The sequence below is a fragment of the Deltaproteobacteria bacterium genome (assembly GCA_019308995.1).
GTDB lineage: Bacteria > Desulfobacterota > Desulfarculia > Adiutricales > JAFDHD01 > JAFDHD01.
Genome location: JAFDHD010000028.1, coordinates 1 through 16781 on the forward strand (window position 1 = coordinate 1; position 16781 = coordinate 16781).

General features: G+C 51.7%; 15 protein-coding genes. 4 read left to right on the top strand and 11 right to left on the bottom strand.

All coding sequences use genetic code 11. The features are described 5' to 3' along the window. Positions 1-105 precede the first annotated feature (105 nt). The 3 genes from JRI95_06830 to JRI95_06840 form a co-directional block, all read right to left on the bottom strand. Positions 106-327, bottom strand: coding sequence for a DUF4976 domain-containing protein (locus JRI95_06830; protein MBW2061265.1), 222 nt, complete (start codon positions 325-327; stop codon positions 106-108). Between the two features lie 898 nt (positions 328-1225). Then, on the bottom strand, positions 1226-2671 hold the full coding sequence (locus tag JRI95_06835) for a CoA-binding protein (GenBank protein ID MBW2061266.1): 1446 nt from the start codon (positions 2669-2671) through the stop codon (positions 1226-1228). Between the two features lie 298 nt (positions 2672-2969). Beyond that, positions 2970-3944, bottom strand: a complete 975-nt coding sequence (locus JRI95_06840; GenBank protein ID MBW2061267.1) for a nitronate monooxygenase — start codon at positions 3942-3944, stop codon at positions 2970-2972. A gap of 464 nt (positions 3945-4408) precedes the next feature. Here JRI95_06840 and JRI95_06845 point away from each other — a divergent pair, with 464 nt between their 5' ends. Genes JRI95_06845 through JRI95_06855 form a run of 3 tightly spaced genes read left to right on the top strand, consistent with a single transcriptional unit; the run spans position 4409 to position 6074 of the window. Further along, the gene (locus tag JRI95_06845) at positions 4409-4810 is read left to right on the top strand and encodes a hypothetical protein (GenBank protein MBW2061268.1); all 402 of its coding nucleotides are present in this window, start codon (positions 4409-4411) and stop codon (positions 4808-4810) included. 13 nt (positions 4811-4823) lie between these two features. Then, positions 4824-5237: a MaoC family dehydratase gene (locus JRI95_06850; protein MBW2061269.1), complete on the top strand. Its 414-nt coding sequence runs from the start codon at positions 4824-4826 to the stop codon at positions 5235-5237. A gap of 45 nt (positions 5238-5282) precedes the next feature. After that, positions 5283-6074 (top strand): alpha/beta fold hydrolase, encoded by a 792-nt coding sequence (locus JRI95_06855; GenBank protein MBW2061270.1) that lies wholly within the window; start codon positions 5283-5285, stop codon positions 6072-6074. Positions 6075-6161: 87 nt separating this feature from the next. Here the strand turns inward: JRI95_06855 and JRI95_06860 are convergent, their stop codons facing one another. Then, the gene (locus JRI95_06860; protein ID MBW2061271.1) at positions 6162-6989 is read right to left on the bottom strand and encodes an MBL fold metallo-hydrolase; all 828 of its coding nucleotides are present in this window, start codon (positions 6987-6989) and stop codon (positions 6162-6164) included. A 411-nt stretch (positions 6990-7400) separates the two neighbouring features. On the opposite strand from JRI95_06860, the gene JRI95_06865 reads away from it, so the two are divergent. Beyond that, positions 7401-8315 carry an alpha/beta hydrolase gene (locus JRI95_06865; protein ID MBW2061272.1) on the top strand — a complete coding sequence of 305 codons (915 nt, stop codon included), beginning with the start codon at positions 7401-7403 and terminating at the stop codon, positions 8313-8315. A 136-nt stretch (positions 8316-8451) separates the two neighbouring features. Here JRI95_06865 and JRI95_06870 read toward each other — a convergent pair whose 3' ends face one another. The 7 genes from JRI95_06870 to JRI95_06900 form a co-directional block, all read right to left on the bottom strand. After that, on the bottom strand, positions 8452-9588 hold the full coding sequence (locus JRI95_06870; protein ID MBW2061273.1) for an NADH:flavin oxidoreductase: 1137 nt from the start codon (positions 9586-9588) through the stop codon (positions 8452-8454). A gap of 51 nt (positions 9589-9639) precedes the next feature. Beyond that, entirely contained in the window at positions 9640-10065 is a 426-nt protein-coding gene (gene arfB / locus JRI95_06875) for an aminoacyl-tRNA hydrolase (GenBank protein ID MBW2061274.1), read from the bottom strand. A gap of 164 nt (positions 10066-10229) precedes the next feature. Beyond that, positions 10230-11555 carry an aminotransferase class III-fold pyridoxal phosphate-dependent enzyme gene (locus JRI95_06880; protein MBW2061275.1) on the bottom strand — a complete coding sequence of 442 codons (1326 nt, stop codon included), beginning with the start codon at positions 11553-11555 and terminating at the stop codon, positions 10230-10232. Positions 11556-11566: 11 nt separating this feature from the next. Beyond that, the gene (locus JRI95_06885; protein MBW2061276.1) at positions 11567-12586 is read right to left on the bottom strand and encodes a dihydrodipicolinate reductase; all 1020 of its coding nucleotides are present in this window, start codon (positions 12584-12586) and stop codon (positions 11567-11569) included. Between the two features lie 125 nt (positions 12587-12711). Next, positions 12712-13758, bottom strand: a complete 1047-nt coding sequence (gene selD, locus JRI95_06890) for a selenide, water dikinase SelD (protein MBW2061277.1) — start codon at positions 13756-13758, stop codon at positions 12712-12714. Further along, positions 13755-14681, bottom strand: coding sequence for a LysR family transcriptional regulator (locus tag JRI95_06895; GenBank protein ID MBW2061278.1), 927 nt, complete (start codon positions 14679-14681; stop codon positions 13755-13757). The genes selD and JRI95_06895 overlap by 4 nt, the downstream gene beginning before the upstream one ends. A gap of 88 nt (positions 14682-14769) precedes the next feature. Beyond that, positions 14770-16722, bottom strand: a complete 1953-nt coding sequence (locus JRI95_06900; GenBank protein ID MBW2061279.1) for an acetoacetate--CoA ligase — start codon at positions 16720-16722, stop codon at positions 14770-14772. Positions 16723-16781: the final 59 nt, after the last annotated feature.

The window sequence follows — 16781 nt, forward strand, 5'->3', positions numbered from 1 at the left end:
TCAACCATTGGAACAGGCGACTGAAATTACTCGCCCCATTGCCATCGTGCAGAAGACCTAGCTCAAAATATAATAGGTAACTATTTAAAGGACTCCGATTTTGATTTAAAACCGCCTGTCCGTATCGTATGGCACGACGTCGCAGGTTTCCATGTACCAGCTGAGCATCCGTTCTTTGAGCTGTGAGAGGTCCTGAGAGTAAGCCTTGTCGGCGATCACATTGTGAAGTTCCTGCGGGTCCCTTTCGAGGTCGTACAATTCGTCCTTTTCATACAGCCGCCGCACGTACTTATGCGTCCTGGTGCGGCACATGGCCGCCTTACCCATGTATGAGAAAGGAAGTTCATCAAGGCCTCATTAAAGACTTCCGGGGCTTCCTCATGAGGCGAATGGCCCACACCGGGAACAGTGACAAGCTCGGCCTGGCTGATGTTTCCTTTCAGAACCTGGGATGCTTCTGTAAAAGCCGTATCTTCCTCACCCCAGAAGACGAGCGTTGGCGCCTTTATTTCATTCAGTCTGTCTGTTACCGGCGGCCACTTCCTGAAGGTCCTTGCCACGTAGATGTAACCATCTACTGAAGTATTCAAAACTTTCTGCCGGGATATTTCACGTAATTCAGGATGTTTTTGAAATCTTTCGATCCGCATCGGATTATTGGCTGCATCGTATTCAAAAGCAGCCTCCAATCCCTCGTTTCTAGCCAGCTCATCCAGCTTAGCCCTTAACTTGGCATACCCGGGTGGCAAATCCCAGCTACCGCTGGAAGTGTCCACAAGCACCAGGGCCTTGACCGCCTCCGGGTGATCAAGGACAAACTGGAGGGACATAAATCCTCCCATGGAATGACCGACCAGGCAGCAGCGATCAATACCGAGCGCGTTTAAGAGAGCGTTCACATCCTCGCTGAAGATTTTGACGGAGTAATCTTCTTCCGATGTCAATGCTTCTGATTTACCGTGGCCTCTGTGATCCACAGCGATGGCTTTGTACTTTTGAGAAACAACGGGTATCTGATTCTGCCAGTCCTCGACACTGCCGGTATAACCATGAAGGAAGACGACAGCCTCGCCTTCACCTATTTGCTCATAGTTCAGATTGACCTTGTTCACCTTTAATAACGTCATAGTTCACCCTCCGTATGAAGATTTTTGATGTGCTTGGTTGCTTTGGACAAATCGAACCCGGTCTTGTTTTTCAAGAAATTTCCTGGAAAAGATTCCCTTCAAGAGCTATATGAATCAAGTTTATTGGTCTCACGGGTATAATAACGGCAAAGGTGAGCCAGGGCTCTGGCCGCCCTGCTAAGCGATGGATAAGCCGGGATTCCGGCCTTGCAAAACTCTGCCCTCTGAGCAGTTCCCTTAACGGCCAGATCAGGGTCCCCGCCGTCGGAATCCACCGTAAAGACCGTGGGCTTTTGATGTCCTTTCTTTTTAATAAATTCAATCGTTTTCAACGTCATGTCTGATGTTAGATCCATGTGAAAGGCAAGTCTGGGAATAAGTCGGTCAATAATGATCATATCAATATAAGGGTCCCGGTATCCCAGCGCCAAAACCTCTGCCAGATACTCCGGATCTTCAAAGGTCCGCCACATATCGAGCGGATTTCCAGCGATTGAGCCTGCCACGGGCACGCTCTGACGCAGGCTTTCCATAGTGGTTTCAGACAAGGGCGGAACATCAAGTCCCTCGCGAATGCAGATATCACTGTAAGATACGCTATTACCACCTCCACCCCCGACAAGGAAGATACTCTTTCCTTCTGGCGCTGGCAGAAGGCAGAAGGCGGTGACGGCGTCCGCCCACTCGTTCATTGAGTGTACCTGCATCGCTCCGGCCTGACGAAAAAAGGCTTCCCAGAGCCTGTGCTTGCCAGCCATGGTGCCGGTATGGGAGGCCACTGTCCTGGCCCCGGCCTCGGTCTCTCCGCCCTTCCAGATAATAATAGGTTTTTTTTGGCTTACTTCCCTGGCAAGCTCCAGAAAGCCCTGGCCATCCTTAACGCTCTCCAGATACATGGCGATTACCCGAATCTTTTCATCTTCAGCCATGAACTTAAGGTAATCCGTGCTGTCCAGGACCGCGGCGTTCCCGAAACTAACCGCTTTCTCCACGCCAATCCCCAGCGAATATGCATATTCGGTCAGGCGCTGGGTGATCCCGCCACTCTGAGAAATAACGCCGAGCGGGCCACTCATGCCAGGCAAAGCGCCCCACGCCGTCAGGCCTGCTGAAGGGCAGTAAGGTCCCATACAATTTGGGCCGATGACCAGGAGTCCGTTTTCCTTGGAAATGGAGACAACCTGTCTTTCAAGCTCCTTTCCTTCTTTTGTTCCTATTTCTTTGAACCCGGCAGAGAAGATATGGATGTGCCTCAGGCCAATGCGCCCGCATTCTTCAAGAATCGCGGGCACATACCGTGCAGCTACGCAGACGATAGCCAGGTCCGGCACCTCAGGGACAGATGACAGGTTAGGGTAAGCCTTGAGTCCTTGAAGCTCATCAGCCCGCGGGTTGATGGGATAAAGCTTCCCTGAAAAATTAAAATCCTGAAGTCTCCTCATGAAACTCATGCCGCCAAAACGATTCTTGCCTCTTGAAACGCCGACAATGGCAATATGTCTTGGATTGAAAAATGGTATTAAATCGGCTTCTGGGGAGATCATAAATTGCCTCACTCCATAAAGTCAGCTTTAACGTGGGAACAGGTGCAACCAGATCGTTTCTTTCTCAGGAGTTGTCCTGATAGGCTGATCGGATTTAGGCCTTATCATATGGGCCAAGGCATGAAAGACTGCCCTCAAGGACCCATCCCTGTCATCACTTGAATTCCTTGAGTTCCGCGCGTAAGAAAAATCAAAGATATAGTGGATGGCGATGGTCTTAAGAGGCCTTGATAATAAGCGAACGACCGGGCCTTCGGTCCCTACGAATGCGTTATACCTGATTATCCGCTGATCTATACTAATCGGCCGAGAGAGTCTGAATCAGCCTCTCTTTTACCTCCATCGCTTCAGACACGATTGCCTGCATGAGTTCGGCAACGCTCGGGATGTCATGGATACGGCCCACGACCTGCCCGACTGAAAAGAGTCCCTTGTCGAGGTCTCCCTGCAGCCATCCCGTGCGGCCGGCCTCCCCGCTGATCAGGGGCGCGAGTTCTTCAAAGGAAGCGCCCCGGTTTTCCATCTCGAGGATTTTTTCTGCCCAGGCGTTTCGAAGAACCCGGCTCGGATTTCCCAGAGACTGCATGACGATCACAGTGCTCGTTTCAGGAGATTCGATCATTTTCTGCTTGACCGCGTCAGGCACCGTACATTCCTTGGTGCCCATGAAACGGGTCCCCATGTTGACGCCTTCCGCCCCGAGGGCCAGGGCCACCACCAGAGAGCGGCCGTCGCTGAATCCCCCACCGGCAATCAGGGGCTTCTCCGTTCCATCCACGGCCTGCGGTATCAGGACCAGAGAGGTCACGCCCTCCATACTCGGATGGCCGCCGCACTCCGTACCGACGATGGATACCGCATCCACACCCAAGCGATCCACCTTGACCGCGTCCCGCACACGGGCGCACTTATGGATGTGAATCAGACCGGCGTCGGCGATCTGCTCCCGGTAAGGCTGCGGGTTCCGACCGGCTGTCTCGATTATTTTCACTCCTGATTCAATAACCGTGTCAATCAACTCCTCAGCCGGCCTGGGCATCAGGGCCGGAAACAGGGAGACGTTGACCCCAAACGGCTTATCCGTCATGTCTTTGGTTTTTTTAATCTCGTCCAGCAGTTCCTCTTCTTCCGGAAAGGTGGCCGCCGGGATACAGGAAAAGCCCCCGGCATTTGCCACGGCCGACACCAATTCAGCCCGGGTTATCCCCTGCATGGTCCCGCACTGAATCGGATACTCAATTCCCAACAGTTCTGTTAATCTCGTTTTCAGCATGACACTCCTTCCTTTTGTTAAAATAGTTGATTGATACGGGCCAAAAATTTTTACTACTATACCTGATGCTAAAAGATTTTTCGACCCTTTTATGAGGACTCTTCCAGGAATCTAATTACCCATTATCATCGGATTAGAGACCTGCCCGCAACACATGGATTTGAAAGGTGATACCTGGGCAGAGAGACCGAGGAGACACACAGGTATTCTAAAGGACAGTGGAAGAACTGCCAGTGTTCATAACAAAGGCCCGTTTGGGTTGTTTATTCTGATAAGGCACCCCCATTTTCTTTTTGTTTATTGACTCTGCCTGGCAAGCCTGCTAATTTTTTCAGAGCGATAATAAGTCTAATCAGTCTGCTATTTTTTGCGCTGACCTGGTTAGTTATTGGATTCTGCCGACCGGATAATCAAACGTTTGATGACACGATTGCCTTGACTGTATTATGGGAGGGACCCATAACATGAGTGAAAAATCAGGTTTTGAAGCCATTCCAATTGGTATGGAGGTGGGGCCGAAGGAATTGACCCTTGATGTGCAGACCGTTAAGGAGAGGATCGGGCTTGTCCAGTGGGAGGTCAAAGAGCTTATGGATACCGGTCTGGCCCCTCCGGGCTTGACTATTGTCGAGCATCCTCGCATGAAGTTCGCGGCGCTGCCAGATTTGCGTTCATCTATCTGGGCTAAAAGCGAACATGAATTCCTCAAGCCCATGAAGATCGGCAGTAAGATATTCATTCGCGGCAAGGTTGTGGAAAAGTATGTTAAGCGCGGCTGGAAGTATGTCGTGTGCGAGTATGAAACAATTGATGAAGCCGGTGAGGTGCTGTTGAGGAGCCGCGAAACAGGTACATACATTGAGTAAGGAGGTGAAGATCATGGAACAAGCTGCGCAGCCCATAAAGACAGGTCAGGAGATCCCCAGCCTGATCAAAACGGCCTACATGCCCATTGACCCGGATGAACGGAATCCCATCCATACCGACGACTACGCCAAGAAATATGGCATGCGAGGGGCCCTGGTGGGAGGCGCCATCTTGCTGAGTTATGTGCTGGAGATGCTGTATAATTATTTTGGCCAGAACTGGCTGTATTACGGCAAGATCAATGTTTCCTTTGTCGGCGGCGGGGCGATAAATGGTGATGTGGTCACCAGTCACGGTTTGATCACCGCGCTAGAACCCGAGGAAGCCGGTACCAGGCTTAAGCTTGATGTCTGGCTGGAAAATCAGGATCAGAGCAAGATAGTGGTTGGTGAGGCGAGCTGCATCCAGCAGCAGCCGGCCCAATGATGCTGTCTGAGGCGTGGATTATAGTTCATAAAGGAGCACAGCAGTATGCCCAAGGTCAAGGTTAATGGTATTGATATCTACTACGAGGTTCATGGTCAGGGTTATCCAGTGGTTTTTCTTCACGGCTTCTCAGCGACACACCAGATGTGGGAGCCTCAGATGCCGGTACTCTCCGGGGGCTACCGGTTCATAATCTACGACGCGCGGGGTCACGGCCAATCGGAAAGTCCTCCCTCGGTCGAAGATTACTCTGCTGACATTGTCGTGGAGGACCTGTATCAGCTTTTGGGAACCCTGGGGATACAAAATATGGTTCTGGGCGGTCTTTCCATGGGAGGCTACCAGTCACTGCGGTTTTTTCTGACCCATCCTGAGATGGTTACAGCGCTCATCCTCATGGATACCGGTCCTGGTTACCGCAACCCGGCTCATCGGGAGGAGTGGAATCGCAGTCGGGAAAAACTGGCTCACCGGCTGGAAGCTGAAGGTATCGAGGTCCTAGCTGCTGATGCGCCTACGGAAACTGGCAGAGAAATCATGCTCCAGCAGAACCCGGTGGGGCTGGCGCACATGGTTCGCAAGGTAGTCGCCCAGCATGATTCCTGGGTCATGGACAATCTGGGTGAAATTAAGGTCCCGACCCTGGTCCTGGTGGGGGAGAATGATACTCCCTTTCATGCGGCGGCAAGCTATATGGCCAGGACTATTCCTGCGGCAGAATACGTGGTTGTCCCAGACGCCGGTCACGCCGCTAACATTGACAACACTGAAGCCTTCAATCAGGTGGTGCTTGGTTTCTTGAAAAAGCTGGATTTGACTCAAGCTGAGGCCAGATGATATTCTGCACACTGGCAGATGGTTAGATCATGGGAAAAATTATGGTACCCACGCAACGTTTAAAGAAAGGCAGATGAGTTAAATGCGTTAAAGCTGATCAGCCTTAGCCAAGGAGTAAAGACGGGCCACGTTCATCTTCTGCAGTTCAGGCCCAAACTCCTCTGCTATTTTCACATCCATTGGATAACGATCGAGAAAAGATATCCGTTCCTGTGCCTCCTCCAGAGACCACCCCTTTTTTACCGCCTCCTTAACTGCTGCAATCCATTCCCGGATAAAGGCGGCTTGTTCATCCAGATATTCGACCGTACATACTTCGCCATGTCCGGGAACAAAAAAATCAGCATCCAGTTGCTTGAGGGCTTCCAGGGACTTCAGCCACTCGTTAGGCAGCGCTTCGTGCAGGAAGGCCTGGACTTTATAAAATATGTTGTCCCCGGTGAAAACTACACGCTCCTGAGGGACAAACACGGCTGTCTGACCGGAGGTGTGACCGGGAAGGTGAATTAATTTAAATTCATGATGCCCCACGTATAATTTCATTGATTCGGTGAAGGTGATTGTGGGGAGACGGATGCTGTAAGAGTTAAGAATTGAGGCGCAGTCAGGATCAATCAATTTTAGCTGTTCTTTTAACCCTTCCAGGGATGCCTGCTCTATTGCTTCCCTGGTGTCCTGGTGGGCCACACAGGTGCCATCGAAAAAGAAATTACCTGAAAAATGATCGCCATGGGATTCGGTATTGATAAGGTATCTAACCGGGCCATGCTTTTCGATCTCACTCCGAAATTCCAAGGCATCAGTGGGCCTTTGCGGGGTGTCTATCATGACCACCCCGTCTGATGTCGCTACAAATCCAGGGTTGCAGCCCCGATAACCTGTTTCAACAAAAATATTGTTTGTAATCTGCTTCATGGTGCGATCCCTCCATCTGTTGTGTTTTCGCGAACATTAAGAATTCGCTCATTACTATCGTTACTTATCAACTTCCCTTTTTCCGCATGCAGGTATTGAATTCATATGGTCTCTTCGGCGCTGACGTTTGGTTTTATATTAAACCCAATGCCTTTGGCAATCTATTTTTCGATTTTTATTATCAATGAATTGACAATAGCCCTTCTCGACTTGCGCCTCTGAACCTTCAAGGGCCAAGACACGGTATTCTAACAAGCATTTTAATTCGACGAATCCTGGGAAATAAAATTTAATTCTTAAAGACAGGATCTTGTGGTATATAAAAAACTAAATTTATTTTTACTAAACGCGGATGGAAAAACCCGTGTCCCAACGTAATACGAAAGGCATATAACAGGCAAGGAGGGCGCTATGACAGAGGTAAAATTGGACGAAAAATACAAAGGCCTTGAACATGAGTACGCCGAAGTAAACGGCGTGCAGCTGCATTATGTGACCATGGGTGAGGGAAAACTGATCATGTTTGCCCATGGATTTCCAGAGTTCTGGTACCTCTGGAAGGATCAGCTCGTCGAGTTCGGCCAGGATCATCAGGCCGTGGCTCTGGATATGCGCGGGTATAATTTATCTTCAAAGCCCCAAGAGGTTGATCAGTACCGTGTCAACATCCTGATAGAGGACTTGAGGGCCCTGGCCGAATACCTCGGTCACAGGAAGTTTATCCTGGTTGCTCATGATTGGGGCGGCGTGGTGGCCTGGCCGTTTGCCATGCAGCACCCGGACTGGCTTGAGAAGCTCGTCATCATCAATGCGCCCCATACCGGCGTCTTTGCGCGCTTGCTGGCTAAGAACAAGGATCAGCAATCGTCCAGCCAGTACATCCGCATGTTCAGAACATCAGAGGCGGAGAAGATTCTCTCGGAAAACAATTACGCCACCCTGCTGGATACAATTCAGACAGACAGGACCAATTTCACCGAGACAGACAAGCAGATGTACATCAACGCCTGGTCTCAGCCCGGAGCCTTGACCGGAGGATTGAACTATTACCGGGCCTCTCCCTTCGAGCCTTCTGCTCCAGACGAGGAGACAGGAGAGCGGGTTGATAAATTTGTAAGCACCATGAATCGCGAGGCCCTCATGGTCAGGGTGCCGACCCTGGTGATCTGGGGTGAGCTGGACACGGCGCTGACGGTCCATAACCTGGACGGTCTCGATGAATTCGTCCCTGACCTGACGATAAAAAGGATTCCAGACGGTTCGCACTGGGTTATTAACGAACAGCCTGAACGCATCAACGCCTTGATCCGGGATTTCATCAAGTGAATGCGAGGTTGAGGGCTTTTGCTGAAGGCCTGCTATAGCAAGGTGGCAAATTTCTGGCAAAACGTGATTTAGCAAATCACCTAACGTGAGAAAGGAGGACGAAAAATGAAAAGAAGAACAAGGCATCTTAAACACATCAGTTTCTTGCAAGGTCTAATTTGTTTTTTTTCTTTTTTAACTGCCGACAATAGATGTTGTGCCTGCCTTTGCCAGCAAGGTTAAAGCATCCACCGCAGGAGATGCATTCCGCCGGCCTGACGTCACCTTCTTTCCACCGCTTGATGAGGTCTGGCTCCCTTAGTAAAGGGCGGCAGAGGGATATACAGTCAACCACACCGGACTTGATGATTTCTTCCATGACCGGCAGACTTCTCATGCCTCCGACCAGGCAGAGAGGCCCGGCGGTCGCTTTTCGAATGACGCGGGCCTCTGGAAGGTAAAAAGCCTCTTTTTCGGGTGAGTTGATACCGGTGGGAATAGTCTGGTCCGATGGGAACCCGTTGCTAATCTCGACAAAGCAGACCCCCTCTTTCTCGAGGACCCTGACCACCTCTGCCCCTTCCTGAATGGTCAACCCGCTGTCATCTGTCAGATAGTCGCGGCAACCCAGCTTGATCATAACCGGGAAATCCGGGGTCACCTGGTTCTTAATGGCCCGGGTTACTTCGACCACAAATCTCATTCTATTTTTCAGGCTGCCGCCCCATTGATCCTGCCGCCGGTTGGTGAGAGGAGATAAAAACTGTGAAATAAGATAGCCGTGCGCCCCATGTATCTGCACCCCGTCGAACCCGGCCTCCTGAACCCGGCGCGCCGCCTGGCCGAAGGCTTTAATGATACTTTCTATATCCTCGTCTGTCATCTCTCTGGCCTTCTTACCGTATTGAGGCATCCCCTGTGTAAGGGAAACAGCCATATAGTCCCCGCCCCATATGGACACTGAGTAGGCGTTGGCTCCGCCATGCACGATCTGCATGACGATTCGACCCTCCAGTTCATGAACCGTCCTGGTCATTTTTTGATAGCCGAGAATATGATCGTCGTCCTGGATGCCATTCATGTCAGGAACCGACTGCCCGTTTTTAAGGACATAAGCGAATCCGGTTACAATCAGGCCGACTTCATTTTTCGCCAGCTGCTTCATCAATTCAACGCTGTCTTTGCCAATAAATCCGTCTTTATCGGCTAAGGCGTAATAGGTAGCTGACCGGACGAAACGATTCTTTATCTCGAAATTGCCGATTTTTATTGGTTCGAACAGTATGGACATCATTTCCTCCCTATCTGGGAATGCTACTCAAATCAAAGATAATATCTGACCGGATTAATCTTCTGATGACAAAACAGGTCGCCGCGACCGTTTCGTTTCACCGCGCCTGTGTTTTTCTTCCAGCCGCTTTTGCTTCGATGCCAATGACAGCCTGGTCTTGCGGCGGGGTTTGGGTTTTTCAGCCGCTTTCTGGATTAAGGCCACCAGTCGCTCCCTGGCGTCCTGGCGGTTTTTTTCCTGGGTGCGAAACCGCCGGGCATTGATAACCATGACGCCGCCTTCTGTCATCCTCTTGCCAGCCAGACGAATCAGACGCACGCGGACGTCATGAGGCAGGGAAGGGGATTTGCCTACGTCAAAGCGAAGCTGCACGGCCGTGGCTGCCTTGTTGATCTTCTGCCCGCCCGGTCCGGAGGCGCGGATAAATTCCTCCTTGATTTCGCTTTCATCAATGGAGATGTCGGGTGTGACGTGGATCATGCTTTTGTGATCTGGCCTGGCAGAAAGTAAGTTTGCTCGGGCTGAAAGCTCATATTTTTTACCTTGGTATTAAAACAACAGCCTCTTGATAACTGTTTGTGCAGTCGGACAGATATTAATTGGAATATGCCATTTGTTTTCCTGGTTGAACTCTTTATTTTCCTTCAGCCCTCTTGCTTTAACGAGCCTTCGGCTATCATGGCTTTAAGGGAGTCAATCAAGGCGGAGACCGTTCTGTCAACATCCTCTTCAGTGTGTTCCGAGGAGAGGACAAACAATCTGGCCAGCAGGGTGGAGACACCGCGCTGAAGAAGATGCTGATCCAATCGAAGCCTGGAGAGGCCTATCTCGACAATCTGATTGATGTCCTTGGTGGGAGGCGTTGTCTCGTCTGATGGTTCAAACTCAATGGGTCCCAGGTAGATGTGAGTGATGCTTCGGCCATAAAGCCGGGCGCCAATGGCCTTTTCTTTCAGTATCTTGTTTCCTTTTTCTCTGAGCGAGGCGGCAAGCCGGTTGGCTTTTTTTTGCGGCTCCCCGTTTTGGATGTATTTAAGGGTAGCGATGCCAGCGGCACTGGCAAGCGGGTTGCCATTCCAGGTACCAGAATGCAAAACCTGCCTGTCCCTGGGGGCGGTGATGCTGAAGGCCTGCATGATATCGGCTCGACCGACCAGGGCGCCGGCGCCGAGACCGCCGGCGACAATCTTGCCCAGGCTGGTTAAATCCGGCTTGACGCCCACCAGGGCCTGGAAGCCTCCGACTGCATCCCGGAAGCCGGTCACAACCTCGTCCATATGCCAGACGGTGCCATATTTGTGAGCCAGGGAAGGTAACTCACGAACAAAATTAAAATCAACCGGGACCTGACCGCTCATGTGAGCACCGCCGCCTTCTGTCATCAGGATGGCGTACGCTTCCGTGGCGAGTTCCTCCTCCACTCGGTCGAGGTCATAAGGGATAGTCTTTACTTCCCTGGAGACGATACCCGGCGCGTCCGGCGGCAGGGCGACCTCATCGGCCCACCCGTGAAAATTCTCGATAAACCTGAGGATTTTCTTTCGTCCGGTAAAGATACGGCTGAGCCTGATGGCCATGAGATTGCTTTCTTGTCCGCACGAAAAAAACTCAATCCTCTCTGCTGAAGGCATCATGCCTTTTATTTGTTCAGCCCACTCGACTTCCAGTTCATGGTTGTCGCCGTAGTGGACGCCTTTGACTACCTGTTCCTGCACGGCTTTGACCAGTGTCGGATGGCTGTGCCCCAGGAGCAAAGCTCCATGACCCATGACATAGTCTATGTATTCGTTACCATCGGCGTCCCATTTTTTAGAACCCTTGGCGTGGGTGATATAAGGCCGGTAAGGTCTGTGGATACGAACAAAAGATGTGGCCCCGTCTCCGGCGAAGAGGTTCATGGCCCGCTCATGCAGCTTTCCAGATTCAGGATGACTCTTTTTGTATGTTTCGACTAACCGATCGCCCGCCATAGTCTTTACTCCTATTTAGATATTAATCGGCCCCAGCTGCCTGCATAGGCATGCACCGGCGGCAGGTCTTTCATGGTCAGCAATCCGGCCGGGGCGTTGATAACTCTCGGGATGGCATTGACCGTGATCGAAGCGGTCGCAATATCACCCTGAATTCCGTCTTTAGCCACGACCTCCATGTTCGGCCTGCCCGTTATATACACGGCGTCATAAGATTCGGGCGCACCGAGAAAAGCCCTGAACTCCATACGGATAACCTCCTGACCGTTCATCTTTCCGACAGCGATCTGCTCCACGCCAACCGCCTGCCCTGGCTTGACAGTCAGGTACTCGCTGGAGACCTCTGTTTCAGTCATAATCGGTTCAATGCTCTCTTGGTACTCATCAACCTTCCATCCCAGAGCCGCAGCAATCATATGCGCAGATTCTTCCAGCCCCACATGCCTTAATGAACCGGCGTTCTTTAATTCATCGAACTGCTCCGGCGTACAGCCAGCGCCGATTTTTTTCTGAAAAGGCAGCCGTCTTGACCTGGCATCCTGAATACGAGCCACCCTGATATGCTCCACATTCTGACAAACCCCGGTCATGACAATGGGAAAAGTATCCATACAGAAACCCGGATTCACCCCGGTTCCCAGGACGGTGACGTTGTTTTCTTTAGCCAAAATATCAAGCTCCCTGGCGAGAGCGGTCTGCTTGTCCCAGGGATATGACAGCTCCTCGCAGGTTGAAACGATATTTACTCCAGCCCTGATAATACCTGCCAGCTGATCTTTTACTTTTTCAAGAGACGACAGCGTCGAGTGTACCGCGATATCCGGCTTCAGCGCCAGGGCCGCGCCCAGGTCGTCAGTCAGTGGAACATTCAGCTTTTTACCCAGGGCAATAACATCGCCAGCATCCTGGCCGAGTTTGACTCTTTCAATGGCCCCGACTAGCTTTAGGCCTTGCTTCTCACAGGCAAGTTTACAAATCCTGGCTCCCATCGGTCCAAGGCCGATATGCACAAACTTGATTATATCCGCCATTTAACTTCCTTTCCGGATTTGAAGCAATAAGGATTTTATTATGGAAGGAGCATAGGAAAAAGATATGGGAGCGTCAAGTGCAAATCAATGGGATGCACATATATCTTTTACCCGCAGACAGGGTTTTAGATTATTTCGATACTCCCTGCCAGACCATTGGTCACCTGGCCGATTATGGCGGCCTGAGGAGCTTCCTGTTTCTGAAGATAGGTAATCAGCTCATCGGCTTTTTCCTGGGGGACGGCCAGGAGCAATCCGCCTGAAGTCTGGGCATCGGCGAGCACGTTCAGCATTTCTGCCGACACACCGGAAGCGACGTTAAATGATTTGTGGCAAAATTTCTGGTTGGCCCATGATCCGGCGGGAACGAGCCCCATGGCCGCATACTCCAGGGCTTGGGGGAAGATCGGGACCTTCTTGCTATCTATAACCACCCCGACCTGACTGGCCCGAGCGAGCTCGCCCGCGTGGCCCAGAAGACCGAAGCCGGTAACGTCCGTCCCCCCCTTGATTCCAAAGCGAGCCGCCTCCTCCCCGAAACGATTGAGGGCCGCCATGCTCCTGACGATCTCGGCCTCGTCATCTGCGGAAGCGATATTCCCCTTGACAGCTGTTGCGATTATTCCTGTGCCCAACGGCTTGGTCAGAATCAGGGGTTGCCCGGGTTCTGCGCCGGTATTGGAGACTATCTTATCCGGGGCCACCACACCGGTCACGGAGAGGCCGTATTTAAGCTCGATATCGTCCACAGAATGCCCGCCCACCAGAACTGCTCCGGCCTCATGGACCTTTTCGAGGCCGCCTTTGAGGATTTGGACCAGGACCTCTTTATCCATGGTCTTGACCGGAAAACAGACGATGTTCATGGCCGTCCTGGGACGGCCGCCCATGGCGTACACGTCTGACAAGGCGTTAGCTGCGGCAATCATACCAAAGGTAAATGGATCGTTGACGATGGGCGTAAAGAAATCCAGAGTCTGGATGAGGGCCACCTCATCGTTTAAGCGAAAGACACCGGCGTCATCGGCCAGATCGAAACCGACAATCAAATCAGGATGCTCCTCCCGAGGAAGGTGCCGCATGATGTCTTCCAGGTCGCCCGGACCTATTTTAGAAGCTCAGCCAGCACCCCGCACTGCGGTGGTCAAAGCGGGGGTCTTCTCATCACTCATGATTTCCTCTTTAATTTTAAAGTTGATTTCCGTTTATCTTTTTCCATGTATTCCAAAAAAACCTGACACAAGGGCGAACGGGTCCGTTTTTTGTGAATAACGATGTAAAATAAACGTTTGAGATTCAGACCAGATACCTTGATGTCCTTAATTAGATTGAATTTAATATCGTCGGCGACAGCGATCCGGGAGAGGATGGATACCCCCAGTCCGGCTTTAACGGCCTGGCGCACCGCTTCAGTGCTCCCCATTTCCGCGATCACGTTCAGGTCTTCGGGCTCAAGGCCATGATTCTTCAGGGCGGCCAGCATGGTCGTCCGGGTGCCGGAGCCTTTTTCGCGTATGATAAACAGCGTCTGGGTGAGGTCTTGAACGTTTTGGAGGGTTCCGGCCTTGGCCAAGGGATGATCGGGCGGCGCGATCAGAACCATCTCGTCCTTGACCATCGGTCTATAGTCAAGATTCTCATGGGAAAGCTGAGCTCCGACCACCCCGATTTCAATTTCGCCGTCCAGGACCCGGTTCACGATACCGGTGGTATCGTCCAGGATCAGGCTCAAGTAAGCCTCCTTGTATTGCTGATGAAATTTGCCCATGATGACGGGCAGGATGTAACCGCCAGGGATGGTGCTCCCACCGAGCTTGAGCTGGCCGCTAACCCGCCCCATAAACTGATCGAGCGCATACACGGCTTCAGTCCTGAGTTCAAGAATTCGTCGGGCATAGCCGAAAAGGACTTCAGCCGCGCTCGTGGGTAGAACCTCCCGGCCGTGTCGGTCAAAGAGCCGCACCCCGAGCTCCTCTTCCAGAGTCTTGATGTGTCCGCTCACTGTAGGTTGACGGATGGATATTTCTTCTGCGGTTCGTGAGAAACTTCGCGTTTCCATCAATTTGCAAAAGACTTCTAATCTTCTGAGGTCCATATCTTCGTATTTTCCTATAAAGTTTATAAGTATTACCTATAATAAACGGTAAGCATCAGGCTGTCAAGGGCATGGAAAGGCCTGGCTGTCAATCCTTCAATTCTTTGAGATCAGCATACAGGTCCAGCGCTTCGGGGTTGGCCAGGGCGTCGCGATTGAGGACCGGCTGGTCAAGGATGACGTTTTTGACCGCCATTTCCACTTTTTTGCCATTGATGGTGTAAGGGATATCTGCCACGGCAATGATCTTGGCTGGCACATGGCGGGGTGAGGCGTTTTGCCTGATGGTTGTCTTAATTTTATTTGTGAGGTTTTCATCCAGTTTCACGCCTTCGGCCAGCTGGACGAAGAGAATGACCCGGATGTCGTTGTCCCAGGGCTGGCCCACGACCAGGCTGTCCATAACTTCTTCGAGGGTTTCGACCTGGCGGTATATTTCCGCGGTGCCGATGCGCACACCGCCGGGGTTGAGGGTGGCGTCGGAGCGGCCGTGGATGATGACACCGCCTTGGGAAGTGATTTCAATGAAATCACCGTGGTACCAGCAATGGGGATAGGTCTCGAAGTAGGAGGCTAGGTATTTCTTATCTCCTTCATCGTTAAAAAAGTAAATGGGCATGGAAGGAAAGGGCTTGGTGCAGACCAGCTCACCTTTTTCATTGATCAAGGAATTGCCAGCCTCATCATAGGCTTCAACCTTCATTCCCAATCCTCGAGACTGGATTTGGCCGCGGTGAACCGGACCGATGGGATTGCCCAGCACGAAACAGGAAATGATATCCGTGCCGCCTGAAATGGAGGACAGGCACAGGTCTGATTTGATGTCCTGGTAAATAAAATCGAAACTTTCTTCGGCCAGGGGAGAACCGGTGGAGAGGATGGCCTTCAAGTGCGAGAGATCATATTTTTCCCTGGGCTTGAGCCCTTCTTTTTGCACCGCGGCCAGATACCGGGCCGAGGTGCCGAAGATGGTCATCCCTTCGTCCTGGGCCCATTTAAAGAGCGTGCCCGGGTCAGGGAAGAAGGGTGAGCCATCATAGAGGAGCAGCGTCGCCCCCGCGGCCAGGGAACTGACCAGCCAGTTCCACATCATCCAGCCGCAGGTGGTGAAGTAAAAGATCTTGTCTTCTCTCTTGAGGTCTGTGTGCAGGATCAATTCTTTGAGGTGTTGAACCAGGGTTCCTCCGGCCCCGTGGACGATGCACTTGGGGACACCGGTTGTACCAGAGGAATAAAGGATGTAAAGAGGATGGTCAAAAGGCAGCTGTTCAAACTCAATCGAAAGGCCTTGCTCCGGCGCCAGGAAATCGTCAAACAAGACAGCATGAGGCAGCTTCTGGATATCTGGATCAGGCTGAGTGTATGGCACAACGACCACTTTTTCCAGGGAAGGAATTTTTTCGAGCAGGCCGGCCACCTGCTCCAGGCGGTCATAAGCTCGGCCGTTGTAAAAGTAGCCATTGGCGGTGAAGAGGACCTTGGGCTGAATCTGACCGAAGCGATCCAAAACGCCCTGAAGACCAAAGTCAGGGCTGCATGATGACCAGACAGCCCCGATGCTCGTTGTGGCAAGCATGGCCGTTACGGTCTCGATCATGTTGGGCATGAACCCCACGACCCTGTCTCCCGCGCTCACACCCAGACCCCGGAGCGATTCGGCCAGGCGGGCTACCTGGTCATAAAGCTGGGCATAGGTCATGCGCCGCGATACTTGACCTTCGCCATTGAAAATCAGGGCCGGGTGATCGTCCTTGTATCTGAGCAGGTTCTGAGCAAAGTTGAGCTTGGCGCCGATGAACCATTTAGCCCCGGGCATTTTGTCCAAATCCCTGACCACTTCGGAAAAGCCTTGAGAAAATATGATGGATCCAAACTCCCAGACGGAAGCCCAGAAATCCGGGATACGTTCGATAGACCACGAATAAAGTTCATCGTATTCCTTTAAGGCCAGATCATGCTTCTTATTTACGAACTCAATGAAGCGGGTCATGTTTGCCTGGTTGATTCCTTCTGTAGATGGAGTCCAGAGGAGTTCGGTCATAATATCTATCTCCTTGTCAGTCTTATCGTTAGAGTCGGCTAGGAGAATTCTATCATCAA